Origin of the sequence: Bradyrhizobium uaiense (genome assembly GCF_010811875.1) — a bacterium.
GTDB lineage: Bacteria > Pseudomonadota > Alphaproteobacteria > Rhizobiales > Xanthobacteraceae > Bradyrhizobium > Bradyrhizobium uaiense.
Genome location: NZ_VKHP01000158.1, coordinates 1 through 22,230 on the forward strand (window position 1 = coordinate 1; position 22,230 = coordinate 22,230).

Consider the following 22,230-nt stretch of genomic DNA (forward strand, 5'->3'; position numbering starts at 1 on the left):
TCACCGTCAGCGCGGTCGGGCTCGCGATGGCCGACAAGCGCTTCGGCCTGCACGACAAGGCGGTCTCGTTCTTCAAGGACAAGCTGCCGCCTGATGTCGACGACAAGCTCGCGGCGATGACGGTCGAGGATCTCCTGACCATGCGCACCGGCCACGCGTCGATGACCTCGGGATCGGCGTGGCGGCCGATCAAGACCAGCTGGGTCGCCGAGTTCTTCAAGATTCCCGTCGTCTATCAGCCGGGCACGAAATGGGTCTACACCTCGGCTGCGACTTACCTGTTGTCCGCAATCGTCACCAAGACGACCGGCGAGACTGTGGCCGACTATCTGAAGCCGCGGCTGTTCGATCCTCTTGGAATCTCGGGCTACGAATGGCCGGTTGGGCCCGAGGGCATCTCGCCGGGCGCCAACGGGCTGAGCTGGAAGACGGTCGATTGCCTCAAGCTCGGCGTCCTGTACGCCCAGAACGGTATGTGGAACGGCAAGCAGGTGCTGCCCGCCGACTGGGTGGCGGCGGTGCAGCAGCCGCATGTCAAGGACACCTATGGCTATCAATGGTGGATCGGCCCCGAGACGTTCTACGCCGACGGGCTGTTCGACCAGCTCAGCTTCGTCTTCCCCAAGCACAACGCCGTGCTCGCGATCACTGCCGGCATTCCGCAACGCACCGGTTTCAACAAACTGGTGTTCCGGCATTTCCCCGCGATGTTCGCAGGCACAGTGGCGAAGAACGATGCCGATGCCGAGAAGCTGAAGGCGCGCACCGCGGCCTTGCAGCTGCTGCCGCCGTTGGTGCCGGCATCGTCGCCGGTCGCGGCGCAGATTTCCGGCAAGACCTGGCAGATGCCGGAGAATGCCGATGCGATCAAATCGGTCGGTCTCAGCTTCGCCGACAAGACCTGCACCTTCTCGCTCGAGGACGGCAGGGGTACGCACAAGATCGAGGTCGGTCTCGACGCGCCGCGCGAGGGCACCACGACGATGACCGGCAACAAGCTGCATCATGAGTACCAGCCCGAAATGATGCGGGTGGTCGCGAGCGGCACCTGGCGCGACCTGCGCACCTTCGTGATGACCTGGACCTTCGTCGAATCGGCGTTCCGCGATACCGTGACCTGCACCTTCGAGGGACCGCAGCTGCGATTCGCGCGCAGCGTCAATGTCAACTCGTCGTCGCTGGATATGCCGACTTTGATAGGCAGGCTGGCGTAGCCGCGACCGCAAATTGCGCTCTGCCGCATCTTGCAGCGGGGCTTCCACCAAATTGTCACACTCCCAGCGAATTGCGGCCCAAAGCCGCTGCCAACAAGCCGTCGGATGGATGACGTCGGCGAGGGACAAGCGTTGGCCTACAAGATGATCGCAGAACGCGAGAACGAAACGGTCAGGATCGAGCGGGACAGCACCTTCATCATCATCGCCAAGGCCAGGGTCTGGGCCAGCGAGGGATGGCAGGTGGTGATCACCGACAAGGACGGAAAATCATACCCGCCCGAGGAGTTCGAGAAGCTGCTCGCGGCGTGATGTTAGCGCTGCGCTGACACCAGCAGCATCATCGGACGCTCGAGTTCGTCGGCGAGTTCGGGCATCGCCTTGATCTGTTCCCGTGTCGGGGAAAATTCCTCGACATGGCGCAGCGTGAAGCCGGCGCCGATCAGCGCATTGAGCGTGGTGCCTACGGTGCGGTGATATTTCAGCACGCCCTTGACGTACCAATCCGTCCGGCGCTCGCCTTCGATGAAGTAGCGGTTGACCGGCCAGGTCTTGCGGCCGTCCTGGTCGCGTCCCCAATCCGGATGGGTGGCCGCCATGTAGATCGGATGCTCGATGGTGAAGACCAGATGCCCGTCCGCGACGAGCGTACGATAGAGCATGCGCGCCAGCCGATCGAAATCCCTGATGTAGTGGAAGGTGAGGGCGCTGTAGGCGAGATCGAACGTGGCCTTCGGCAGCTCCAGCGTCTCGAGGTCGGCGATCTCGTAGGTGATGGCCGGATCCTGCGTCATGGCAGTGGCGCGCGCGATCATGTTCTGTGAGAGGTCGATGCCGAGCACGTCGGACGCGCCTTGCTCGCGCATCCAGCGTGACACCCAGCCGAAGCCGCAGCCGAGATCGACCACGCGCTTGCCGGCCATATCAGGCAGCATGGCGCGGATCGCCGGCCATTCCGGCGCGCCGAGCAGGCCGCGGACCTGCCGCGGCAGCTGGCTGTAGCCGGCGAAGAAGCCGGGATCGTCATAGATGTTCTGCGCCATGGCACGGCAACTCGAGAAGGTCCGGAGGTCGCCCCCTCTGTATCCGCCGCCGCGGCGCGTGGGAACCGCTGATTGCATCGCGCGCGGGAACCAGACGCGGCATTCAGCGGTTTCTGATGTCAGCGCCGCGGGATGCGCCGAACGCCCGTCCCTGCGGCGTCAGTTAGCCGAGGAGAGCGCCATGATAGCCGAGATGCAGATCCACACCATCGCGCGGCAGATGTTGCTGAAGCACGGCCCCGAGGCGATCGCGCAAGCCGCGCAGAACGCCGTGGCCTGCGAGAGCAAGGGCGAGACCGAAGACGCCCGCGACTGGCGCCATATCGAGGACGCCCTGAAGATGATGCGCGGACCGCATCAGAGCTGACGCGGAAGCGACGATGCCTCACAGAATGATCCGGCGCTGCGCGCCGGACCATTCGCCTTGCGCCCCCGGGTGCTGCTTGCCTTCTCCTGAAATTCCGGGAACTCTGCGCCGGCAAGCAACAGACAAATTCTATATGGGGGAATTCGCCATGACCTTTTCACTCTACGACGCCACCGTTGCCAACTATCTGCAGATCCTCGGCGCCACCTCAGGCTTTCTCGACAAGAGCCTCGCCCATTTCAAGGAGAGCGGTATCGATCCGGCCGAGATCGTCGAAACCCGGTTGTTTCCCGACATGTTGCCGTTCCGCTTCCAGGTCGTCTCGCTCGCGCACCATTCCCGCGGCGCGATGGAAGCCGCGAAGAACGGCGTATTCGTCCCACCGTCCGGCAAGCCCGATCTGGACTACGCCGCGCTGCAGGCGCTGGTGAAGGACGCGCAGAGCGAATTGTCGGCCCTGACGCCGGATGCGGTCAATGCGTTGCTCGGGCGCGAAGTGATGTTCAAGGTCGGTGACCGCTCGATGCCGTTCACGGCCGAAGGATTCCTGATGTCGTTCTCGCTGCCGAACTTCTTCTTCCACTCGACTACAGCCTACGACATCCTGCGCCACAAGGGCGCGCCGCTCGGCAAGCGCGACTTCATCGGCCGATTGAATCTGAAGAAGTGATCTGGTCGCACGCGGGCTGGTCTTACAGGGCGGCGCTAGCTGCCGCCATGCGCAGCAAGATCAGCACCGCGCGCCGACAAGCGCGATCAGCTGAACCCAGTTCCTGCCGGCGCTAGCCCGTCCTGCGCCAACGCGGCACGGGATCGAGCGGTGTCCGGTACAGCTCGTGCCGGTCAATGTCGGTGACGCGCACGGCGCAGCCGCGCGCCTTCAACTCCGGCTTGACCTGCGACAGCTCGTTGGCGAGCTGATCGGCGCGATCGGAGGCGACGCTGATGTCTTCGAGGATGATCGTTCCTTGATTGCGGAACTCGTCCCCCACCACGAGATCGAAGGTGTAGTACGGCATTCCGAAGTTCTCCGTTTCGGTTTGCATCACAGGGTAACACTGAGTCGAGCTTTCCCTAAGATGCATCACGCACAATCAACCAGCGATTGGCGCAAAAACGATGTGCAGCGCATGACGCAAGATAAGCGATTGAGCACGCGCGGCACGGCGAAGGAGTCCTGCGATCCAGCTCACCGCCATGCCGTTAAGATTTGATTAAAATTGTCGTCGCAAGCTAGAGCCCAGTGGAAATTGCAGCGGAACCGGACTCCGGGAACCGGCAGCTGCAGGAGAAGGCCGGTGGCGTAACGCCCGCCGGCCTTTTCTCGTCGCTGACGCCCTGAAGCTAGTCGCGCAAGGCGGCTTGCCGCCTGGCGTGGCACTTCGGACCCGGCCCGCGCATGTAGTACAGCTCAGGGCGATAGGGGTTCATGACGCCATCGATCAGCGTGACGCAGCGCGTGACGAGGCGGGCGAAGCGGCGGCGCAGGGGCTGCAGGGCAAGTTCCATCGCACTCATGGCACGCCCTCAGTGCAGCTCGCCGAGGATGGCGGTGAACGGCAGCTCGAAGATTTCCGTTCCGATATCGTCGGTGACGTGGACCGCCCAGTTGCGCCAGTCTTCCACACTCGGTGTCATGACAAAGCTGCGTGCAAGTTGCTCCGCATAAAGGCGCGCCTCCGCGAGGTCCATTGCGACGCCGGTGCGATCCAGGATGACGTGCTTGTCGTCGGAGCAATGAAAGAAAACTGCAGACATCTTCCGATTCCCATGCCGAAGCGATTCTCGCGCATTGGAATAGCAGCGCGCGCGGGCACCGAGAATCCGGGTGATCCCCCATCGGTAAACTACGGGGATTCCAGACGATTTGAATCACGCGGCCGTGATCTCTGTGACCTCAGAAGATCGGCTCGCCGATCGCCACCTCGCTGCGCGGGCCGAGCACGATCACCCGGCCACAGGCGTCCGTGGCGCCGAGGATCAGGAGTTCCGAGGTGAAACCGGCGATGTTCTTCGCACCCAGATTGCAGACGCACACCACCAGCGAGCCGACCAGCGCCGCCGGCTCGTAATTCGTGATCTGGGCGCTCGACCACATGATCCGCTCGGCGCCGACATCGACGCCGACCTTGTAGGAGGGATTGCGGGCGCGCGGAAACGGTTGCACCTCGACCACCTTGCCGATCCGGATGTCGAGGCGAGCGAAGTCGTCATAGGTGGCTTGGGGCTTCAGTGGAGACATCAGCGCTCCTGGAACGCGAGGCGGATGCCGAGCGCGATATAGATCGTGCCGACCACGCGGCCCTGCCACTGCCCGATGCGGCGATGCCGCCTGATCCATGGGCTGATCCGGCCGGCGGCGAGCGCGAGCAGCGAAGTATAGGCCGCGCTCATCACGACGAAGATCAGGCCGAGCGTCGCGAACTGCGCGACGGCCGAGCCGTGGCCGGGATGGACGAACTGCGGCAGGAAGGCGAGGAAGAACAGCGCGGTCTTCGGATTGAGCATTTCCGCCCAGATCGCCTGCCGGAACGCGCGGCGCGGATTGACCGGCTGCGATGCCGGCAAATGCAAGTCGTCGTTCTTCTCGAACAGCGCGCGGACACCGAGCACGATCAGGTAGATCACGCCGGCATATTTGACGATCGAGAACGCGAGCGCCGAGGTCATCAGCACGGCCGACAGGCCGAACGTCGCCATCGCGGTATGGACGAGATCGCCCAGCGCGATGCCGAGCCCGGTCGCAACGCCGACGCGCGCGCCGCCGGTGACCGAACGCGCCAGCACGAGCAGCACGGCTGGCCCCGGGATCAGGAACAGGCCGAGCACGACGGCGGCATAGGTGAGGAGGGTGGTGAGGTCGATCATGTCGTGGGTTCCGGATGTCAGGATGCGGGGACGGCGACCGCCGCGAAGCGCGGCTTCGGATCGAGCATCACGTCGGCACTTTCGACAATCCGCATCTCCTCGGTTCCTCTCTGTGCGGTGCGCTCCAGCACGCCGTGGATGCCTGATGCCGCATGGCTGAGCGCGTCCGGCGTCGCGAGGCCGCGGACACGGGCGGCGACGAACAGCGCGGCGAACAGGTCGCCGGTGCCGGACGGGCTGATCGGCACGCGCGGGGTGCGCACTCTCCAGGCTCCCGTATGCTCGATCGCCAGCGTCTCGATCTCACTGCGGGGCGTGCCGGCAAGCTCGGCGCTGGTCACGACGATGGTCGCTGGTCCCCGCGCCATCAGCGCGCGTGCCTGCGCAACCACGTCATCGATTGTCGTCACGCGCGCGCCGCAGAGGAATTCGAACTCGAAATGGTTGGGCGTGACGATGTCGGCCAGCGCACAGAGCTGGTCGCGCACCAGTGGCGGAATGTCCGATCGCACGAACATGCCGCGGTCGCGGTCGCCGAGCACGGGATCGCAGCAATAAAGCAGGGCCGGGTTTTGTGCCTTGGCACGGGCGACGAAGTCGGCGACATCCATGGCGATGTCGGCTGAGCCGAGATAGCCCGACAGGATCATCCGCGCGGCCTCGACCGCGCCACGCTCCTCGACCCCGCGCAGCAGGTCGGCGACGAGCTGCACGTCGAGCACCCGGCCGCGGATCGTCGGATAGCCCGGACGGTTGCTGAGCAGCGTGGTCGGAACGGCGACGACGTCGATGCCGTGCAGCTGGATCGGAAAGGTCGCGGCGCTGTTGCCGACATGGCCCCAGGCGACCTGGGACTGGATCGAGATGACGGTCATGTTGTCCGCATCAACCGAACAGTGCCGCGTAGATGACGTACAGCCAGCCCAGGATACCGTGGATGATCGCCCACAGGATCGAATGGTCCTTGGTGTAGGAGATCGCAATCGCCAGTGCCGAGCCGAACCCCACGCCGTATTTCGCGCCCTCGACGCGGACGCCATAATATCGATTGCCGTTCATGGTGATCCTTCCAGCGGGAGGGCGTGAGAATTGAGACAGCGTAACCCGCCAGTTGCGGTCAGTTCAACGGCGGAACGAGCCTCTACGGATGCGCAGCACCCGTTGGCGTGGTGCTGCGAGACGGTCGCGTCGCGGTCTCCCTGGTTCGAGCCCGCGATCTCCACAATCGTCGCCCTGGCGAAAGCCAGGACCCCATAACCACCGGCTCTGGTTGTGAAAGGGATTGGGCGATGACGACCATGGGGGCGGACGCAACTTTCCGGAAGCCGGTCACGCGCCGATCAATCGAATGTGTCGAACCGAGCCGTGGGACACGCGAATTCGCCTCGTCGTCCCGGAATAATCGGGCACCGCCATTCGTCATGGTAGCAGCGAAAATGCTTCAGCAGGCGGGCGAGACAGCCCCATCCTGTTGAATCCGACAGGAGAAGCTCGATGATCGGGATTAAGCACGTCGCTGCGGGCCTGGTCGCGCTCGCCATGCTGACGACGTCGGCCATGGCGCGCGAGGTCCCGCCGGCCGGGCCATACGCCTTCGTGAAGGGTCACCCCGGCGCCAACCACTGGAGCGGTGCAGCGCTCCGGGCGCCGGCCTTACGCTTCGGCGAGTCCGAGGCGCTGCCGCGGGACCAGCCCGGCGGCGTCTGCGATCATGGTGACAATGCCATGATCTGCTGAGCCGGACGGTGCATGGCGGTGATCTCCGGCGAAAGTTGCGCTAGCCTCGCTGGGTCGTCTCCCTCCAGCTGCGAGCGCCGCCGCCATGCACATCCTCCGTCCCCAGTTTCGCATCGAGCAAGACTGCGCGCTGGTCTTTGCGGCGGCGCGCGGCTTCGGCGCCATCGTCGCCGCCGATGCGCGCGGCCCGCGGGCATCGCATGTGCCGTTCGTGATCACGCGGCGCGACGACCGCGTGATCGTGCAAATCCATCTCACCGCCCGGAACCCGCTGGTCGAGCTCGCCGACGGCGTCAGGCGCTTCCTGCTGATTGTCTCCGGCGACGACGCCTATATCTCGAACGACTGGTACGTCTCACGCGATAACGTCTCGACCTGGCTCTACGAGGCGGTGCATCTGTCCGGCGTCGCGTGCCTGCGCGATCACGAGGAGAACCGCGGCCACGGCGATGCGCTGCTTGCAGTCTCCGAGGCGCGGCTGCCGAAGCAGCCCTGGGACCTCGCACAGATGGAGCCGGGCAAGCGCGAACAGATGCTGGCGGGGATCAGGGTGATCGATATCGTCGTCGACGAGATCGAGGGCCAGTCGAAACTCAATCAGCACAAGAGCGATGCCGACTATGTCGCGCTCGTCAACCGCCTCGCACACGCGGAGGAGACGGCAAGCCATAGGCTTGCCGGGAAGATGCGCGCGCTGCGGCCGGAGCTTGAATACGAGACTGATCGCGGAGGGCGGGTTAGCCAACGGGTCCGCCCGAAGGGCGGCCCGATGACAGGCTAAGCGTAACCCGCCGCTCACGTGTTGCGGACCGATGGCGAATTACGCTTGCGCCAATCCGCCCTACAAGGTGCACCCGCATCGAGATCGCAAACGTGTTGTTAAGATTCGCTCCGTGCTGATTTGCTCGATTCCGATTCGTTCTTTGCGAACAAAATGGAGTCGGATGGGGAACATAATCAGGGCGCGGCATGCAGGAAGCTCGCGACTTCCTCGTTGAATCGATCCATCTGCTCGACATTGAGGATGTGAACGCCGGGCAGCAGGGCGAGTTTTGCATTGGCGATTGCTGCGGCGATCGCCTCGCTGTGACTGGCCCGCGTGACGGTGTCGCTCTCGCCGCCGATGACGAGCGTCGGTGCCGCAATCAGCGAGATGGCGCGGCGAAGATCGACATCGCGGAGCGCGGCGTAACATCCGGCGAGGCCGCGCGGCGGGGTGGTGAGCACCATGGTGCGGAATTCGTCGACAATTTCCTTCGGCGCCGCCAGCATCGTCGCGGGAAACCAGTTGCGCATGAAGCCGTCTGCGATTGCGTCCATGTCCCTCGCTGTCAGGACGGCGCGGATCTGGTCGTCGAACGGCAGCTCGGACGCAAGATACGACGAGGTGTTCGAGAGGATCAGGCGATCGATGCGCTCGGGCGCGAAGATGCCGAGCCACTGCCCGACGAACCCGCCAAGCGACAGACCGAGGAAGTGCGCCCGATCGATGTTGAGGACATCGAGCAGTTCGACCACATCGCGGCCCAGCCGGTCCAGCGAATAGGCGCCCACGGGCGCCTCTGAATCGCCGTGACCACGGGTGTCGTATCTCAGCAGGCGAAAGCATCGGGTGAAGGCCGGCGCCGAACGGTCCCACATGTGCAAATTGGTGGCGATCGAGTTCGAGAGCACAAGCACCGGCCGGTCATCGGGGCCGTCGAGACGGTACCTAATCCGGCAACCGTCCCCGGTCGTGAAGTGCTGATCGCCGCTCATCTCGTCAATCCCTTCTGCTGGTGGAAGCCGCCGGCTTCGCATTGCGCCAGGCTAGGACTCGCCCTCCGGAAGAGAAATTACTAAGATCGAGCAGTCTCTGTCGGTTTTATGGACAATGGATCATATCAAGCTCCACGATCTGCGCTGCTTCGACGCGGTCGCGACGAAGCGAAGCTTTCAGGCCGCCGGCACTGCGCTGAACCGGTCGCATCCGTCGGTGTTTGCTGCGGTTGCCCGGCTTGAGCAGCAGCTCGGCCTCACGCTGTTCGATCGCAGCGGGTATCGCGTTGAGCTGACGGACGCGGGGCGGACGTTTCACGCACGGGCGCAGGTGACGCTGCGCGAGTTTGATCTCTTGCAGACCTATGCCGATCAACTGGCCAGCGGAGAGGAGGTCGTCCTGCGTGTCGTCATCGGCGACCTGTGCCCACGGCCGCCGGTTCTGCAAATGCTCTCGGGGTTCTTTGCCAAATATCCCAGGACGCGCCTGCATCTGGAATACGAGGCTGTCGGGGGACCGCTCGAGCGCTTGACCGAGGGAGATGCGGACCTGGTGTTTCATCGCGCGGACCCGTCGGATCCTCGCATCGAGCAGATCAAGCTCTCGACCACGGCCATGGTGCCGGTTGTCGCTCCCGGGTTTTTGCCGTTTGTATGGACGAAGAAAGTTACGCCGGAGCAGATGCGTCCGTTCACGCAATGCGTGATCCGCGACACGGCGCGGCGGTCGTCGTCGGAAAGCTTCTTCCTGATCGAAGGAGCCCATCAATGTACCGTGCCGGACCAGGTGATGAAGAAGGAGCTGATCGTGCATCGTCTCGCCTGGGGCCATCTGCCGTCGTGGCTGATTGCGGATGAACTCCGGGACGGCCGGCTGATCAGCATTGTCGGACCGAATTTTCCGGGCCGCGAGGAGAATCTGTCGGCAATCCGCCATCGCGGACATTCGCACGGACGGGTCGCAGAAGCGCTTTGGCTTCACCTCGAGGGCTGGCGGCTTGCCTCGCGCGCAGGGCGGGGTAGTCAACGTGTCCGCGCAAAGCGCGGACGATGACACGCGCCGCGTGACTAGGTCGCGGAGATGGCGGATCGTGCCTGGGCTAAGCCGCATACAAAGTGCGTCGTTACCGATGCGGCGGAACGTGTTGTTAAGAATCGCTTCGCGCAGATTTTTCGATTCCGATTCGTTCTTCGCGAACAAAATGGAGTCGGATCGGGAACGTGGCTGTGGTGCAGCTGATCGCTTGATCAATGACGTAACTGAACGCAGTGCGCGTGAAGTGCCGCGCGATATTCCGCGCCGAGAGTAATAATCCCATCTCGGTACAACATTGGCTGTTTCGGTGTGGCCGATGCACACGCCTTGTTAAGGCTTGAGCTTCGCTGATTTTCTCGACTCCGATTCGTTCTTCGTGAACAAAATGGAGTCGGATGCGGAACGGGCTGTGGCGCGCGATGCGTTTCTCTGCTCCACTCGATGCGCAGGAGAGAACGGATTGATGGCCAGGAAGACCAGCAGGACAGCAGCCAGGACCAAGAAAGCCGTAAAGACTGCCTCGCGCCGGATCGTGCTTGCGATCGACATCGGCGGCACGCATGTGAAGGTCATGACCGACAAGGACCGCATCAAACGCGAATTCGAGTCAGGTCCAGGTCTGTCCGCCACCGAGATGGTGCGGCAGGTCAAGGCGCTGACCAAGGACTGGTCCTATGATGTGATCTCGATCGGCTATCCCGGACCTGTCGTTCACAACCGTCCGCTGACCGAGCCACATAACCTTGGTCGCGGCTGGGCCGGCTTCGATTTTCACAGCGCGTTCGGCCGGCCGGTCAAGGTCGTCAACGATGCGCTGATGCAGGCGATCGGCAGCTATCAGGGCGGGCGGATGCTGTTTCTCGGCCTTGGTACCGGGCTCGGCTCGGCGATGATCGTGGAGGGCGTTTTCGAACCGATGGAGCTCGGCCATTTGCCATACCGCAAGGGCGAGACCTTCGAGGACTATGTCGGCGCCGCGGGGCTCGAGCGGCGCGGCCTGAAGAAATGGCGCAAGAGCGTCGAGGACGTCATCGCGCGGCTGTCTGCCGCGCTTGAGCCCGACTACGTCGTGCTCGGCGGCGGCAACGCCGAGAAGGTCGACAATCCGCCACCAAAAGTGCGGTTCGGCGACAACGCCAACGCGTTCGAGGGCGGCTTCCGGATGTGGAAGAAAGGATCGCGTCACGCGAGCGCGCGTCGATGAAATCGCAACTGCCACCAAATTGCCGCGACTGCCGAAGTTTCGTGCTGTTCCGTCGTAGCTGTTCCTGGAACTGATCGCCTGCGCCGCTCGTTTCATCCGGCATAACATCCGTTCCATGAGGAGTGACCGATGCGAAGCTTCATTATTCCCGCCATCGCGGCCCTGGCCATTGGCGCTGCGACGCCTGCGATGGCCTATGATTCCGGCAGCCAGATCTCGATGGAGGCAGCCCTCGACGTCGCAACCAATCTCGGCATCGTGACGGTGTCCAACACCAAGTTCCTCGGCGACGAGTGGGAGGTCGAGGGACGTGACCGGCTCGGCCGCTGGATGCAGGTCGATGTCGATGCGCGAACCGGTGAGGTGCGGAATGTGGATCGCAGCTGGTAGCTGCGTCTTCACCGCTGCGTGAGATTTGATGTACGGCCGGCGCGGCGCAGGGCGCACGCCGGCCGTAAATTATCCAGAACTGCCCGATGCCGTGCTTTGGCAGAATGGCATAAAGCTGGGGTATGCTCGGTCTCATCATTCCGGGAATCGCCGCCGACGCGGCGGGCCTGCGAAAGGAGACCGGCCATGACAAAACCGTTTCCATCCAAGACCCACATCGGCAACCATCTGCTGCATCCGGAAACCCAGATGCTGAACTACGGCTACGATCCGCAGCTGTCGGAGGGCGCGGTCAAGCCGCCGGTGTTCCTGACCTCGACCTTCGTGTTCCGCACCGCCGAGGACGGCAAGGACTTTTTCGATTTCGTCGCGGGCCGCCGCGAGCCTCCGGAAGGGATGGGGGCGGGGCTGGTCTATTCGCGCTTCAATCACCCGAACAGCGAGATCGTCGAGGACCGGCTTGCGATCTATGAGCGCACCGAGAGCTGCGCGCTGTTCTCGTCCGGCATGTCGGCGATCTCGACCACGGTGTTCGCGTTCGCGCGGCCCGGCGACGTGATCCTGCATTCGCAGCCGCTCTATGGCGGCACGGAGACGCTGTTCAACAGGACGCTGGCGGCGTTTTCAATTCAGGCGGTGGGCTTTGCCGACGGCCTCGACGAGCGCGTCGTCAAGGCCGCCGCCGACGAGGCGATGCAGAAGGGCCGCGTCGCGATGATCTTCATCGAGACGCCGGCCAATCCGACCAACGGCCTGGTCGACATCGCGCTTGTCAGGCGCATCGCCGACATGATCGGCAAGGCGCAGGGCTTCACCCCGATCATCGCCTGCGACAACACGCTGCTCGGGCCGGTGTTTCAACGCCCGATCGAGCACGGCGCCGATCTGTCGCTGTACTCGCTGACCAAATATGTCGGCGGTCATTCCGACCTGATCGCGGGCGCGGCGCTCGGCTCGAAGAAGCTGATGAAGGACGTCAAGGCGCTGCGCGGCGCGATCGGCACCCAGCTCGATCCGCATTCCTGCTGGATGATCAGCCGTTCGCTGGAAACGCTCAGCCTGCGCATGGAAAAGGCCGACCGCAATGCGTTGATCGTCGCCGACTATCTGCGCGACCATCCCAAGGTGGCGCAGGTGCATTATCTCGGCCATCACGACGCGGCATCGCCGGCGGGGCGCGTGTTCGCAAGCCAGAGCAGCGGCGCCGGCTCGACCTTCTCGTTCGACATCGTCGGCGGGCAGGAGGCCGCGGAGAAATTCCTCAACGCGCTGCAAATCTTCAAGCTTGCGGTGAGCCTGGGCGGCACCGAATCGCTCGCGAGCCTGCCCGCGACGATGACGCATTCCGGCGTGCCCGCCGAGATCAGAAAGAAGATCGGTGTGCTCGACACGACGATCCGGCTCTCGATCGGCATCGAGCATCCGTCCGATCTCGTCGCCGACATCGCGCAGGCGTTGAGCAGGGTGTGAAGGGTCGCATAGGGCGGGTGAGCGCAGGCGTAACCCGCCGAATGGCTGGAACGACGGCGGATTACGCTTTCGGCTGATCCGCCCTGCAGATTTTTCTGGAGGGGGGCATGTTGACGATCACGGCGGTCGTCCGGGCGAAGGACGGCCATGAGTCCACGATGCGCCAGGCATTGCTTGATGTCGTCGCGCATGTGCGGGCCACCGAGCCGTCCACCGTCGGCTATCACGTGTCGCAGGACGCCTCCGATCCCTGCGTGTTCGCCGGCGGTGGCGCGGTTCTTCGATGTTGCGAAGCCGATCCTCGATGGCGATGTGACGCTGGTCTATGCGAATGAGATTGCGAGCAGGGCAGGCTAGCGCACGCGCTCGCCGCTGCCCCACGCAGCGGGTTTTCTCTTGCATTGCCCGCACGCGCCCCTACGGTGCGCCGGTGATGGCGGAGACGATATCGACCAATGGACGCTGCAATGAACTGCCCGAAATGCAATTCCGAGCATGCCTATCAGGACGGCGCTTTCTGGGTCTGCCCGGAATGCGCCCATGAGTGGAGCGCCGAGGCCGCTGCAGCTGCCGAGACCTCGCAGGACGCGGGCGTGCGTGATGCGCATGGCAACCCGCTGACCGACGGCGACAGCGTCATCGTGATCAAGGATCTCAAGGTCAAGGGCTCGTCATCTGTCGTCAAGGGCGGCACCAAGGTGAGGAACATCCGTCTCACCGAGGCAAGCGACGGACACAACATCGCGTGCAAGATCGACGGGATCGGCGCCATGAACCTGAAGTCGGAGTTCGTGAAGAAGGCCTAGCTCGCGCAGCTAGACCTGAGCCTTGAGCGCGCCGGCCAGAAAGTCGGACGGAGCGTTCCACGGGCTGAACGATGGCGCGCGCCGATGCCAGGCGTGCCGCGCGAAACGATCGGCAGCGGTCGGCGGCGTGAAGATCTCGGTATGGGCGAAGTCTACGGCGCGATCCCGCCTGCCTTGGCGATCAGCTCGAACGAGCGCAGCCGCTTCTGGTGATCGTAGACGTCGGACACGATCATCAGCTCGTCGGCGCCGGTCTCGGCGACCAGCGCATCGATGCCGGCACGCACCGTCTCGGGCGAGCCGACGATGGAGCGCTCCAGCATCCGCATCGCCTGGACCTTCTCCGACGGCGACCAGTAGCTCTCGATGTCGTCGATCGGCGGCTGGCTGAGGCCGCGCGCGCCGCGGAAGATGTTGGTGAACGACATCTGCTGCGTGGTCGCAAGGCGCCGCGCTTCGTCGTCGGTGTCGGCAGCGATGATGTTGACGCCGACCATGGTGTAGGGGCGGTCGAGCTGCTCCGACGGCTTGAAGCGCGCGCGATAGATCTGCAGCGCCTGGTTCAACAGCTCAGGGGCGAAGTGCGAGGCGAAGGCGTAGGGCAGGCCGAGCTCGCCGGCCAGCATCGCGCCGAAATTGCTCGATCCGAGAATCCACAGCGGCACGTCGGTGCCCGCGGCCGGCACCGCCTGGATGCGCTGGTTCGGACCGGCGGCCGCCAGGAAGGCCTGCACCTCGAGCACGTCCTGCGGAAAATTCTCGGCGGATTCCGGCGTGCGGCGCAGCGCGCGCAGCGTCAGCTGATCGGTGCCCGGCGCGCGGCCGAGCCCGAGGTCGATCCGGTCCGGAAACAGCCGCGCCAGCGTGCCGAACTGCTCGGCAATCACGTAGGGCGCGTGGTTCGGCAGCATGATGCCGCCGGCACCGACGCGGATGGTCTTGGTGCCGGCCGCGATATGCCCGATCACGACCGACGTCGCAGCACTGGCGATGCCGGCCATGTTGTGGTGCTCCGCCACCCAGATGCGGCGATAGCCCAGCGCCTCGGCATGCACGGCGACATCGCGCGCATTGTAGAGCGCGCCGCGCGCGTCGGTTTCCTCGGTGACGCGGACGAGATCGAGAATGGAGAGGGCGGCCACGGCGGCTCCGGAGCGTTAGGGACGGGAGCCGATGGTATTTGGCTGTGTCCAGGTGGGTGCGAAACGGCGGGCGGCCGGTTCATGCAGATGCATATGGATACGGCGGCCGTGTGGGTCAATCCGCCGCCCGCGGGAACGCAATCGACCAGCAAAGCTGTGCCCAGCTCTGCCGGGCAGCTCTATCACCGTCACCCCCGCGCAAAGGCTTCGCCTTTGTCGCTGGAGGAGCCGCGTAGCGGCGTCTCGAAGGGTCGACGGCCCGGCTGGTGGCCGTGCATCCTTCGAGGCTCGCCCAGCGGCGCTATTGCGCCGCAAGGCTCGCACCTCAGGATGACGGGATTGGCTTTGGCGAAGCCGAACCGGCCGATCCCGGCGCGGAGTGGCGGACTACGGATTTGGCTGGTCCGCCTACACTTGCTATGCGCCAAAGCGACGAAGCAAAGCTCACGTCTCAAAATATCGAAAACAACCCCATGCACAGTAGCCGGGCGCCGCTGAGACTCGGAAAAAGCGACTTGACGCGTCGGGCAACTCAGCGGTATTTTTCCATTATTCCGAAATTGTCTGAGTGCCCGCCGCCGGCGAATCGCCGCGTCAGCCCCCAGACGATTGCGGCCGTGGCTGCCGTTGCGAGCAGATGCTTCAGGGTGTGTCCGCTGACGAAGCCGAGCGTGTTGGCGATCTGATGGTCGAGCACCTCACTGACCTTGGCTACGACGTACAGCGCCATCGCGATGGCGAAGGCGATGCGGTCGGTGCGCGGGGCGCGATAGATCGACTGCCAGAGCGGGATCAGGATCAGCGGCAGCACCTGTAGCAACAAATACGGCCGCAGGTCGCCCGCGCCGTGCCTGTCGGTGTAAACCCACCACGCGACGCTGGCTGCGGCGAAAAGCGCAAGGGCGATCGCTTCGATGTTGGCCTTCGATCCCGGCTGGGTGTCGCCGCGAACGCCGATGAGCAAGCCCGCGCCGGCCAGCGCGATCGGCAGCATGTCCCAGGTCAGGCGGCCATTGCCGGGGGCGAGGTGAAAGTAGGCGGAGCCGAACGCGGTGAGGAACAGGCCGATCAGGAACAGGCGATAGCCGGGCCATCCGGCGCGGAGTTGATCGCTGTTGCGCCGGGGGCGGAGGGTGAGCCAGCCCCAGTTTGCGACCAGCGCGAAGCCCAAGTTGGACAACACGTCGGCGGCGTGGGGAATGCCTGACAGGGCCGAGTGGTCGGCGAAATCATTGTAGTTGGCCGGCTGCGCAATGCGCCCATGCAGCGCGAACAGCACGATGATCCCGATCGTGATGATCGCCGGGGCGTACTTCATCCACGGTTTCACCGGCCGATCGGACCCGGTCAATCCGTCCATCCGGAAGATCGTTTGCATCGCCGGCTCCAACAAAATGAACAATGTTCAATAATAGATCAGGAAAATGAGCAATGTTCAAGTTTATTTCCGAAGGGGGCGTTATGGGGGAGGTGCCTGGAGACCCCCAGCAAAGCGTCAACATAGCCCTCGGCCTTGCTGCAGCGGTGTCAGCCTTGCTCCGCGGCAAAGCTGCGCGCGCAGGACGCTTCAGCGAAAGGCGACATGCCGAAAATGTGCTGACGATGGCGGCTTACGCCTGAGGCCGATCCACCCTACCTTCGCTGAGCGCCGACAGCGCAGCCCCACCGATCCGATCCGGAGCGAACCCATTCCCCAACTCATCTTCGGCCTGACCAGTCTCCTGATCCTGGCCCGCTTTATCTGGCCGCTCGACTGGCCGCTCCCGGCCAAGATCGTCGTAGCGGTGCTGGTGCTGGTCGCCTTGCAATTTCATCGCTGGAACAGGCTGTCGTCGGGATCGGAATTCTCGCCGGAGTTTCCGCGGCCGGTGGTCGCCCTGTTCAACTGGGCGTTCGGTGCGCTCATGCTGCTGGCGCTGCTGCAACTGGCGCTCGATGCCGGGCTGATCGTCGCAGCAACGATCCATGGCGGCATCGTCGGCGCGCCCGACGGCGTCCGCTACGCCATTGCCGCGCTGGCGGCCGCAGCCGCCGCGATCGGCGTCCATCAGGCAATGCGTATTCCGCCATTGAACGATGTCGAAATCGCCATCCGCGGACTTCCGCGTCAGTTCGACGGCTACACCATCCTGCAACTGACCGATCTTCACATCAGCCGGCTGTTTCCCGCGTCATGGGCGCGCGAGGTCGTCGCGCGATCGAACAAGCTCGATGTGGACCTGATCGCGATCACCGGCGATCTGATCGACGGCACCATCGATGCGCGGCGCAACGACATCGCGCCGTTGGGCGACCTGATCGCCGCCGACGGCGTCTACGTGATATCAGGCAATCACGAATATATCTTCGGCTATGACGCCTGGATGGCGCACTACGCAGCGCTCGGCCTGCGCTCGCTCGAGAACCGGCACATCGTGCTCGAACGCGGCGGCGGCCGCCTCGTGATCGCAGGGATTACCGACCGCGCCTCGCGCCGCAGGGCGCATCCGGTCCGCGATCTTGCCGCGGTTCTCGACGGCGCCCCCAAAGGTGCGCCCATCGTCCTGCTCGACCACCAGCCGAGCGACGCACGAAACGCAGCCGCGCTCGGCGTCGCCCTGCAACTCTCCGGACACACCCATGGCGGATTGATCCTCGGGATCGACCGCCTGGCCGCGCCCGCCAATGCCGGCTTCGTCTCGGGCCGCTACGACGTCGACGGCATGACGCTCTACGTCAACAACGGCACCGCGCTATGGCCGGGTTTTGCCTTGCGGCTCGGTCGCCCCTCCGAATTGACGCGGATCACGTTGCGCGTGGCGGATAATGCCTGAGCGATCTGTTTCGGATGCGATGATGCGTGCGAGTCGTCACAACCTTCGCTGTGTGGTGCGATGCTCGCTGGGATGACGGATCGGCCTGACTCACCTGTCAGACAGCAACGTCGGTGTCATCGCCCGGCTCGATGTGCGGGCGATGACACCGGAGTGAATCCACAGCTCTTCCCGCGCGTCGTCCCGGCGCAGGCCGGGACCCATACGCCGCGGCGGATGTTGCTGAAGGGACTCGTCGTTCCGGCGTTACGTAACAGGCAGCATCGGTGGTTATGGGTCCCGGCCTGCGCCGGGACGACGACGGGGATGGATCGCAATTCCAGATATCAAACAGCGCGGTGCCATCACCCGCGAAAGGGGTGAGCAATGTATGATTGAAGCCATGAACACGCCACACCAATCGCGCGTGCTTAAGACATTGGTCATCTCTTTGCTCGCATTTTCACGACCTCATTCAGCAGGAGGCACCATGTCTGACATCACCATTCCCGGCGGAAAAATTCGTTCCTTCGTCGAGCGGATCGAGAATCTTGACACCGAGATCCAGGAGTTGAGCGAGCAGAAGAAGGAGGTTTTTTCGGAGGCGAAGGGCGACGGCTTCGACGTGAAGATCCTCAAGGAGATCATCAAGCTGCGCAAGCAGGACCAGGACGAGCGCGACGAGCGTGAGAGCTTGCTCGATCTCTACATGCGCGCGATGGAAACCGCGCCGGCAGACGACAAGACCGCGAAGGCGGCGTGAGGTTTGGGAAGCGGGATGCTTCCACAAGCAGACGGCAAAGTAGGGCGGGTTAGCGACTTGTCCGCCGTAGCTCATTGAGCGAAGGCGGAAGCATAACCCGCCGAAGTTCTTGCATTGTTCTCGGGGCGGTTCACAAGACCGTCTGTTGGTCAACCCAGACAATGACGAAGAACGTTTTCTTATCTCCTCCCCTGTATGCCAAAGTCTGCTCCGGCCGCACAACGGGACAAGGGAAAATCCGAAACCATGATCACGGACCTCGGAATTGCCGACGCCGGTGCAATGGGCGAGGGAACTCTGCCCGGACCTCGGTCGCGCTTTCTCAACCGCCGGGCGTTTCTGGCCGGCTCTGCTGCCGGTCTCGCCGCACTGAGCCTGGCCGGTTGCGCATCCGACTACATGAGTATGGCCGAGGCGGCGAAACTCTACGGGCCGGTGCCCGACGAGAAATTCCCGATCCCCGCGGTCGACGTCAGCAAGGTCGATCCGAGATATTTTCGCAAGACGGTGAAGTATGACAGCGATGAGGCGCCCGGGACGATCATTGTCGATCCCGGCAAATACTATGTCTATCGCATCGAAGGCGAGGGAAACGCGACCCGCTATGGCGCCAATGTCGGCCGCGACGGGTTCCGGTGGAGCGGGGAGGCTTATGTCGGGCGCAAAGCGGAATGGCCGACCTGGACGCCGCCCAAGGAGATGATCGCGCGCCAGCCGGAGGCTGGCAAATATGCTCGCGGCATGCCGGGAGGTCTCGACAATCCACTTGGCGCGCGCGTGCTCTACCTCTACCAAAATGGCGTGTACACGCTTTACACGATCTATAGCACCAGCGCCCCCGAAACGATCGGGAACGGCATTACGAGCGGCTGTACCGGCCTCCTCAGTCAGGACATGATCGACCTCTATTCGCGAACGCCCGTCAAAACGAAGGTGATCGTGCTGCCGGCGTAGGCAACGGCGCAGGCACTGCCAGCAAGTAGCCCGCATGAGCAAAGCGATATGCGGGATTGATCTTTGGGACCTGCGTGTCGGCCCCGGATGTCGCTTCGCTCTTCCGGGCTACGCTTGCTTGAATGCAGGAGTTGAACGAGCAGGAGAAGGAAGTCTTCTCGGAGGCGAAGGGCGAAAGCTTCGACGGCAAGATCCTCAAGGAGATCATCAAGCTGCGCAAGCAGGACCAGGACGAGCGCGACGAGCGTGAAAGCCTGCTCGATCTCTACATGCGCGCGATGGAAACGGCGCCGGCGGAAGGCAAGACCGCGAAGGCGGCGTGAGGCCTGCGGAGGCGTTGTGCGCTTCCATAGTCAGGCGGCGAGTAGGGAGCGCTGGGCGAGCACGTTCCGCGATGGTCGCGTGGAGCCCTGCGGATTCCGGCTTCGGATATCCGTCCGCCCTGCGCGCTGCCACCATCCAAGGCGCGCCGGCATTTTGCGTCGCTAACGGCGCTCTCGCCGCGTCGCGGCGCGCACATCGGATGGCGTTGCGCCGTAGAGCTTGCGGAAGGTCCGGTTGAAGTAGGACAGGTCGCCGAATCCGACCTCGTAAGCGACCGTGCTGATGCTGCGGTCGAGCAAGCGCGGATCGGCGAGCAACCGATGGGCGCGGATCAGGCGCTGACGGAGCACGAACTCGGAGAAGGTGATGCCTTCGGCTTCGAGTAACCGCTGCGCGTGGCGTGGCGTGAGGCGCTGACGCGCGGCGATGACGCCGATCGTCAGATCGTGGCGGTCGAGATTTTGGATGATGTCGGCCTTGATCGCCGCAAGCCGCGCCGCGCGGATCCCACCGCCATTGGCCTGCGCCGCGGCTTCGCCGCTGGTGCCGATCACAAGCGCCACCAGATCGTAGACATGGTTGATGACGGTGTGCCGCAGCTCCGGCGTGGCGAGTTCAAGACCGCCGCTCAGCCCCGTGTAGCGGGTGAGCAGCCGCAGCGCGTCCAAGTCGCGCGGTACGGGACGCATCACCGCGTCATCAAGGTTGGAGACCAGCGGTGCCAGCATCCGCCGCGGCAGCCGGAGGCTGGTCAGCTGCGACGGCGAGGGATAGCTCATCGTGGCGGTCTCGGCCATCGACATCAGGCAAGCATCACCGGCGCGCAGCGTCCGCTCCCGGCCACGCTGCGACACGATCTGAACGCCGCTGCCGACGAGCAGCATCAGGAGATCGTCGGAGCCCCCGTCAGCAAGGCGTTGGCGCGTTCGCGTCACTTGCAGGTTGGTGATCGTCCAGGATCCGGTTCCCAGTCCCGGAAACGCGCGCATCGTCGTTGCAAGATGAAATGGACCGTCGGTCAGCGGTGCCGGGTCGAGCTTCATGATCTGGCGTCCGCAGAGCTCCCGTAACATCGCAAAGCGATCCCGCTCGGCCCAATCGGAGGTGGAGAATCGAATGGGGTCGCAGGCCGATGGCGTCGAGGTCATCCATCAATCTCCAATTGCGGCAGATCACCCCTGATATGTGTGCGCAATCCGCAATCGGTTCGAAGCCTCGGGTGATGTCGCAATAGTCCGACGTGGTGGTCGCCTCTGTCCAAGCCGTGCGCATCCGACATCGCTATGACCACTGCCGACCGGAACCTGAGGGAGCCGGACCGCCGCCGTGACAGGATCGCAAACCGATGACGCTGCCTGGTTCCGAACTGGCAGGGCACTGATGCAGAAGATGCTCACATCCCTGTACGCGCTCGTTCATCTGATCAGAGGCGCAGGCCTTGCGATCGCGAGCCTCGCTGCGGTGATTGCCGCAACAATTGTCGTGTTCGGCTTTGCCGTCGAGCCCGAGCTCGTCGCGTCGGTTCTCATTCTAGGTTTCCTGACGGCGCTGGCCGAGGCCAGGCTTCGAGCCAGATGATGGAAAGCGGGAGCGACGCCGGGATCAGCCGCCCGCGGCTCGCACGCATGCCGGCTGGCGGCATCGACGGATGTCGCTTGGGTCCAGGCCGTGGGTCGGAGCTACCCGAGCCGCGCTGTCTGCACGCAGTTAGAAGGCCCGGACCAAAACATTCACCAGGCCGGGTCGCATCGGTATCGACTGCCAGACGGTCGTCGGGCGCAACCACCAAGGAGTTTCGAGATGATTTCTGCGCTTCTGATGCGCGCCAGCGCCGTGCTGGCACTGGTCGGTATGGCAATGGGAATGGCGATGGGCATCACGCACGACTTCGCGCTGGCGCCGGCCCATGCCCACCTCAATCTTCTCGGCTTCGTCGCACTCTTCCTGTTCGGTCTTTACTATCACGCGGTCCCCGACGCCGCCGCGAGCGTGCTTGGAAAAGTGCAGGCCTGGACGGCGATTGTCGGCGCCGTCGTATTCCCGATCGGAATCGCGGCTGAATTGCTTGCCGAACCGATGCTCCACCCTCTCGTGGTTGTCGGCTCAATCATCGTATTCGCAGGCGCTGCGCTGTTCGCCGTCGTCGTATTCCGTCACGGCACACAGGGGCGACGGGGCGCTGATTGATGCGCTTTTGTAACCGGGAGACGGAGGTGCAGGCGCCGCGTAGGGCGGGTTAGATGGGATAACGGGCCGGCGAGCTGCTAGCAAGCCGCTCACTCGCTACGGCGCTGGTGGTGGCGCGCTCGCTCGCGGCTTGCTGGTTAAGGCGGTCGTCCCTCAGATTGATGGTGTTTGAACG

The 22,230-nt window shown here is 63.9% G+C and carries 30 protein-coding genes and 1 pseudogene; 19 read left to right on the forward strand and 12 right to left on the reverse strand.

Annotated elements, in window-relative coordinates:
- Together FNJ47_RS30260 and FNJ47_RS30265 are read left to right on the forward strand one after the other, a co-directional pair.
- The coding region (locus FNJ47_RS30260) for a serine hydrolase domain-containing protein (protein WP_163159619.1) at nt 1-1,214 on the forward strand (1,214 nt) is incomplete at its 5' end.
- Between the two features lie 105 nt (nt 1,215-1,319).
- Entirely contained in the window at nt 1,320-1,526 is a 207-nt protein-coding gene (locus FNJ47_RS30265; protein ID WP_163159620.1) for a hypothetical protein, read from the forward strand.
- 2 nt (nt 1,527-1,528) lie between these two features.
- Here FNJ47_RS30265 and FNJ47_RS30270 read toward each other — a convergent pair whose 3' ends face one another.
- Nucleotides 1,529-2,257 carry a class I SAM-dependent methyltransferase gene (locus FNJ47_RS30270; protein WP_163159621.1) on the reverse strand — a complete coding sequence of 243 codons (729 nt, stop codon included), beginning with the start codon at nt 2,255-2,257 and terminating at the stop codon, nt 1,529-1,531.
- A 181-nt stretch (nt 2,258-2,438) separates the two neighbouring features.
- Here FNJ47_RS30270 and FNJ47_RS30275 point away from each other — a divergent pair, with 181 nt between their 5' ends.
- A complete protein-coding gene (locus FNJ47_RS30275; protein ID WP_083742063.1) occupies nt 2,439-2,624 on the forward strand; it encodes a hypothetical protein in 186 nt (61 codons plus the stop codon).
- A 148-nt stretch (nt 2,625-2,772) separates the two neighbouring features.
- Nucleotides 2,773-3,294, forward strand: coding sequence for a DUF1993 domain-containing protein (locus FNJ47_RS30280; RefSeq protein WP_163159622.1), 522 nt, complete (start codon nt 2,773-2,775; stop codon nt 3,292-3,294).
- A 112-nt stretch (nt 3,295-3,406) separates the two neighbouring features.
- Here the strand turns inward: FNJ47_RS30280 and FNJ47_RS30285 are convergent, their stop codons facing one another.
- From FNJ47_RS30285 to FNJ47_RS49945, 7 genes are all read right to left on the reverse strand, one after another.
- The gene (locus FNJ47_RS30285) at nt 3,407-3,643 is read right to left on the reverse strand and encodes a hypothetical protein (protein ID WP_163159623.1); all 237 of its coding nucleotides are present in this window, start codon (nt 3,641-3,643) and stop codon (nt 3,407-3,409) included.
- Nucleotides 3,644-3,968: 325 nt separating this feature from the next.
- Nucleotides 3,969-4,142 (reverse strand): hypothetical protein, encoded by a 174-nt coding sequence (locus FNJ47_RS49940; protein WP_165445940.1) that lies wholly within the window; start codon nt 4,140-4,142, stop codon nt 3,969-3,971.
- A gap of 9 nt (nt 4,143-4,151) precedes the next feature.
- On the reverse strand, nt 4,152-4,382 hold the full coding sequence (locus FNJ47_RS30290) for a DUF6894 family protein (protein WP_163159624.1): 231 nt from the start codon (nt 4,380-4,382) through the stop codon (nt 4,152-4,154).
- A gap of 139 nt (nt 4,383-4,521) precedes the next feature.
- A complete protein-coding gene (locus FNJ47_RS30295; protein WP_163159625.1) occupies nt 4,522-4,866 on the reverse strand; it encodes a tRNA-binding protein in 345 nt (114 codons plus the stop codon).
- Complete coding sequence (locus FNJ47_RS30300; protein WP_163159626.1) at nt 4,866-5,492, reverse strand: LysE family translocator; 627 nt, start codon at nt 5,490-5,492, stop codon at nt 4,866-4,868. The genes FNJ47_RS30295 and FNJ47_RS30300 overlap by 1 nt, the downstream gene beginning before the upstream one ends.
- A 17-nt stretch (nt 5,493-5,509) precedes the next feature.
- Complete coding sequence (gene pdxY, locus FNJ47_RS30305; RefSeq protein ID WP_163159627.1) at nt 5,510-6,367, reverse strand: pyridoxal kinase PdxY; 858 nt, start codon at nt 6,365-6,367, stop codon at nt 5,510-5,512.
- Nucleotides 6,368-6,377: 10 nt separating this feature from the next.
- Nucleotides 6,378-6,551, reverse strand: coding sequence for a hypothetical protein (locus tag FNJ47_RS49945; RefSeq protein WP_165445941.1), 174 nt, complete (start codon nt 6,549-6,551; stop codon nt 6,378-6,380).
- A gap of 435 nt (nt 6,552-6,986) precedes the next feature.
- Between FNJ47_RS49945 and FNJ47_RS30310 the strand changes: the two genes are divergently transcribed.
- Both FNJ47_RS30310 and FNJ47_RS30315 read left to right on the forward strand, forming a co-directional pair.
- The gene (locus FNJ47_RS30310) at nt 6,987-7,229 is read left to right on the forward strand and encodes a hypothetical protein (RefSeq protein WP_163159628.1); all 243 of its coding nucleotides are present in this window, start codon (nt 6,987-6,989) and stop codon (nt 7,227-7,229) included.
- Between the two features lie 85 nt (nt 7,230-7,314).
- Entirely contained in the window at nt 7,315-8,010 is a 696-nt protein-coding gene (locus FNJ47_RS30315) for an FMN-binding negative transcriptional regulator (RefSeq protein WP_163159629.1), read from the forward strand.
- A gap of 176 nt (nt 8,011-8,186) precedes the next feature.
- Here FNJ47_RS30315 and FNJ47_RS30320 read toward each other — a convergent pair whose 3' ends face one another.
- Nucleotides 8,187-8,987: an alpha/beta fold hydrolase gene (locus FNJ47_RS30320; protein ID WP_163159630.1), complete on the reverse strand. Its 801-nt coding sequence runs from the start codon at nt 8,985-8,987 to the stop codon at nt 8,187-8,189.
- 115 nt (nt 8,988-9,102) lie between these two features.
- Between FNJ47_RS30320 and FNJ47_RS30325 the strand changes: the two genes are divergently transcribed.
- From FNJ47_RS30325 to FNJ47_RS30350, 6 genes are all read left to right on the forward strand, one after another.
- Complete coding sequence (locus FNJ47_RS30325) at nt 9,103-10,041, forward strand: LysR family transcriptional regulator (RefSeq protein WP_163159631.1); 939 nt, start codon at nt 9,103-9,105, stop codon at nt 10,039-10,041.
- A 445-nt stretch (nt 10,042-10,486) separates the two neighbouring features.
- Entirely contained in the window at nt 10,487-11,227 is a 741-nt protein-coding gene (locus tag FNJ47_RS30330) for an ROK family protein (protein WP_165445942.1), read from the forward strand.
- 129 nt (nt 11,228-11,356) lie between these two features.
- Nucleotides 11,357-11,617 (forward strand): PepSY domain-containing protein, encoded by a 261-nt coding sequence (locus FNJ47_RS30335; RefSeq protein WP_163159632.1) that lies wholly within the window; start codon nt 11,357-11,359, stop codon nt 11,615-11,617.
- 186 nt (nt 11,618-11,803) lie between these two features.
- The gene (locus FNJ47_RS30340; protein ID WP_163159633.1) at nt 11,804-13,087 is read left to right on the forward strand and encodes a cystathionine gamma-synthase family protein; all 1,284 of its coding nucleotides are present in this window, start codon (nt 11,804-11,806) and stop codon (nt 13,085-13,087) included.
- A 107-nt stretch (nt 13,088-13,194) separates the two neighbouring features.
- Nucleotides 13,195-13,422, forward strand: a complete 228-nt coding sequence (locus FNJ47_RS30345; RefSeq protein ID WP_236000175.1) for a putative quinol monooxygenase — start codon at nt 13,195-13,197, stop codon at nt 13,420-13,422.
- 120 nt (nt 13,423-13,542) lie between these two features.
- Entirely contained in the window at nt 13,543-13,893 is a 351-nt protein-coding gene (locus tag FNJ47_RS30350) for a zinc ribbon domain-containing protein YjdM (protein WP_163159634.1), read from the forward strand.
- Nucleotides 13,894-14,045: 152 nt separating this feature from the next.
- Here the strand turns inward: FNJ47_RS30350 and FNJ47_RS30355 are convergent, their stop codons facing one another.
- Entirely contained in the window at nt 14,046-15,035 is a 990-nt protein-coding gene (locus FNJ47_RS30355; RefSeq protein WP_163159635.1) for an MsnO8 family LLM class oxidoreductase, read from the reverse strand.
- 532 nt (nt 15,036-15,567) lie between these two features.
- On the reverse strand, nt 15,568-16,413 hold the full coding sequence (locus FNJ47_RS30360) for a hypothetical protein (protein WP_163159636.1): 846 nt from the start codon (nt 16,411-16,413) through the stop codon (nt 15,568-15,570).
- 53 nt (nt 16,414-16,466) lie between these two features.
- Here FNJ47_RS30360 and FNJ47_RS30365 point away from each other — a divergent pair, with 53 nt between their 5' ends.
- The 5 genes and pseudogenes from FNJ47_RS30365 to FNJ47_RS30385 form a co-directional block, all read left to right on the forward strand.
- Nucleotides 16,467-16,655, forward strand: a complete 189-nt coding sequence (locus FNJ47_RS30365) for a hypothetical protein (protein WP_163159618.1) — start codon at nt 16,467-16,469, stop codon at nt 16,653-16,655.
- Between the two features lie 68 nt (nt 16,656-16,723).
- Nucleotides 16,724-17,848, forward strand: coding sequence for a metallophosphoesterase (locus FNJ47_RS30370; RefSeq protein ID WP_163159644.1), 1,125 nt, complete (start codon nt 16,724-16,726; stop codon nt 17,846-17,848).
- 469 nt (nt 17,849-18,317) lie between these two features.
- Nucleotides 18,318-18,590, forward strand: coding sequence for a DUF2312 domain-containing protein (locus FNJ47_RS30375; protein ID WP_163159637.1), 273 nt, complete (start codon nt 18,318-18,320; stop codon nt 18,588-18,590).
- Nucleotides 18,591-18,836: 246 nt separating this feature from the next.
- On the forward strand, nt 18,837-19,544 hold the full coding sequence (locus FNJ47_RS30380) for a L,D-transpeptidase (protein WP_163159638.1): 708 nt from the start codon (nt 18,837-18,839) through the stop codon (nt 19,542-19,544).
- A 122-nt stretch (nt 19,545-19,666) separates the two neighbouring features.
- Nucleotides 19,667-19,867 (forward strand): annotated as a pseudogene (locus FNJ47_RS30385) (DUF2312 domain-containing protein); the annotation flags it as partial.
- A 162-nt stretch (nt 19,868-20,029) separates the two neighbouring features.
- On the opposite strand, the gene FNJ47_RS30390 reads toward FNJ47_RS30385, so the two are convergent.
- Entirely contained in the window at nt 20,030-21,016 is a 987-nt protein-coding gene (locus FNJ47_RS30390) for an AraC family transcriptional regulator (RefSeq protein WP_163159640.1), read from the reverse strand.
- A 232-nt stretch (nt 21,017-21,248) separates the two neighbouring features.
- Here FNJ47_RS30390 and FNJ47_RS30395 point away from each other — a divergent pair, with 232 nt between their 5' ends.
- Together FNJ47_RS30395 and FNJ47_RS30400 are read left to right on the forward strand one after the other, a co-directional pair.
- On the forward strand, nt 21,249-21,446 hold the full coding sequence (locus FNJ47_RS30395) for a hypothetical protein (RefSeq protein ID WP_163159641.1): 198 nt from the start codon (nt 21,249-21,251) through the stop codon (nt 21,444-21,446).
- A gap of 222 nt (nt 21,447-21,668) precedes the next feature.
- Nucleotides 21,669-22,055, forward strand: a complete 387-nt coding sequence (locus FNJ47_RS30400; RefSeq protein WP_163159642.1) for a hypothetical protein — start codon at nt 21,669-21,671, stop codon at nt 22,053-22,055.
- Nucleotides 22,056-22,230 lie beyond the last annotated feature (175 nt).

Bases quoted from the DNA above. Each gene is read 5' to 3' on its own strand.
- FNJ47_RS30270 (WP_163159621.1), bottom strand. From the start codon at position 2,257: ATGGCGCAGAACATCTATGACGATCCCGGCTTCTTCGCCGGCTACAGC.
- FNJ47_RS30290 (WP_163159624.1), bottom strand. From the start codon at position 4,382: ATGTCTGCAGTTTTCTTTCATTGCTCCGACGACAAGCACGTCATCCTG.
- FNJ47_RS30265 (WP_163159620.1), top strand. From the start codon at position 1,320: ATGGATGACGTCGGCGAGGGACAAGCGTTGGCCTACAAGATGATCGCA.
- FNJ47_RS30360 (WP_163159636.1), bottom strand. From the start codon at position 16,413: ATGCAAACGATCTTCCGGATGGACGGATTGACCGGGTCCGATCGGCCG.
- pdxY (WP_163159627.1), bottom strand. From the start codon at position 6,367: ATGACCGTCATCTCGATCCAGTCCCAGGTCGCCTGGGGCCATGTCGGC.
- FNJ47_RS49940 (WP_165445940.1), bottom strand. From the start codon at position 4,142: ATGAGTGCGATGGAACTTGCCCTGCAGCCCCTGCGCCGCCGCTTCGCC.
- FNJ47_RS30380 (WP_163159638.1), top strand. From the start codon at position 18,837: ATGATCACGGACCTCGGAATTGCCGACGCCGGTGCAATGGGCGAGGGA.
- FNJ47_RS30330 (WP_165445942.1), top strand. From the start codon at position 10,487: ATGGCCAGGAAGACCAGCAGGACAGCAGCCAGGACCAAGAAAGCCGTA.
- FNJ47_RS30320 (WP_163159630.1), bottom strand. From the start codon at position 8,987: ATGAGCGGCGATCAGCACTTCACGACCGGGGACGGTTGCCGGATTAGG.
- FNJ47_RS30375 (WP_163159637.1), top strand. From the start codon at position 18,318: ATGTCTGACATCACCATTCCCGGCGGAAAAATTCGTTCCTTCGTCGAG.
- FNJ47_RS30345 (WP_236000175.1), top strand. From the start codon at position 13,195: ATGTTGACGATCACGGCGGTCGTCCGGGCGAAGGACGGCCATGAGTCC.
- FNJ47_RS30295 (WP_163159625.1), bottom strand. From the start codon at position 4,866: ATGTCTCCACTGAAGCCCCAAGCCACCTATGACGACTTCGCTCGCCTC.
- FNJ47_RS30350 (WP_163159634.1), top strand. From the start codon at position 13,543: ATGGACGCTGCAATGAACTGCCCGAAATGCAATTCCGAGCATGCCTAT.
- FNJ47_RS30395 (WP_163159641.1), top strand. From the start codon at position 21,249: ATGCAGAAGATGCTCACATCCCTGTACGCGCTCGTTCATCTGATCAGA.
- FNJ47_RS30285 (WP_163159623.1), bottom strand. From the start codon at position 3,643: ATGCCGTACTACACCTTCGATCTCGTGGTGGGGGACGAGTTCCGCAAT.
- FNJ47_RS30340 (WP_163159633.1), top strand. From the start codon at position 11,804: ATGACAAAACCGTTTCCATCCAAGACCCACATCGGCAACCATCTGCTG.
- FNJ47_RS30325 (WP_163159631.1), top strand. From the start codon at position 9,103: ATGGATCATATCAAGCTCCACGATCTGCGCTGCTTCGACGCGGTCGCG.
- FNJ47_RS30400 (WP_163159642.1), top strand. From the start codon at position 21,669: ATGATTTCTGCGCTTCTGATGCGCGCCAGCGCCGTGCTGGCACTGGTC.
- FNJ47_RS30310 (WP_163159628.1), top strand. From the start codon at position 6,987: ATGATCGGGATTAAGCACGTCGCTGCGGGCCTGGTCGCGCTCGCCATG.
- FNJ47_RS30300 (WP_163159626.1), bottom strand. From the start codon at position 5,492: ATGATCGACCTCACCACCCTCCTCACCTATGCCGCCGTCGTGCTCGGC.
- FNJ47_RS30335 (WP_163159632.1), top strand. From the start codon at position 11,357: ATGCGAAGCTTCATTATTCCCGCCATCGCGGCCCTGGCCATTGGCGCT.
- FNJ47_RS30280 (WP_163159622.1), top strand. From the start codon at position 2,773: ATGACCTTTTCACTCTACGACGCCACCGTTGCCAACTATCTGCAGATC.
- FNJ47_RS30275 (WP_083742063.1), top strand. From the start codon at position 2,439: ATGATAGCCGAGATGCAGATCCACACCATCGCGCGGCAGATGTTGCTG.
- FNJ47_RS30390 (WP_163159640.1), bottom strand. From the start codon at position 21,016: ATGACCTCGACGCCATCGGCCTGCGACCCCATTCGATTCTCCACCTCC.
- FNJ47_RS30315 (WP_163159629.1), top strand. From the start codon at position 7,315: ATGCACATCCTCCGTCCCCAGTTTCGCATCGAGCAAGACTGCGCGCTG.
- FNJ47_RS30365 (WP_163159618.1), top strand. From the start codon at position 16,467: ATGTTCAAGTTTATTTCCGAAGGGGGCGTTATGGGGGAGGTGCCTGGA.
- FNJ47_RS49945 (WP_165445941.1), bottom strand. From the start codon at position 6,551: ATGAACGGCAATCGATATTATGGCGTCCGCGTCGAGGGCGCGAAATAC.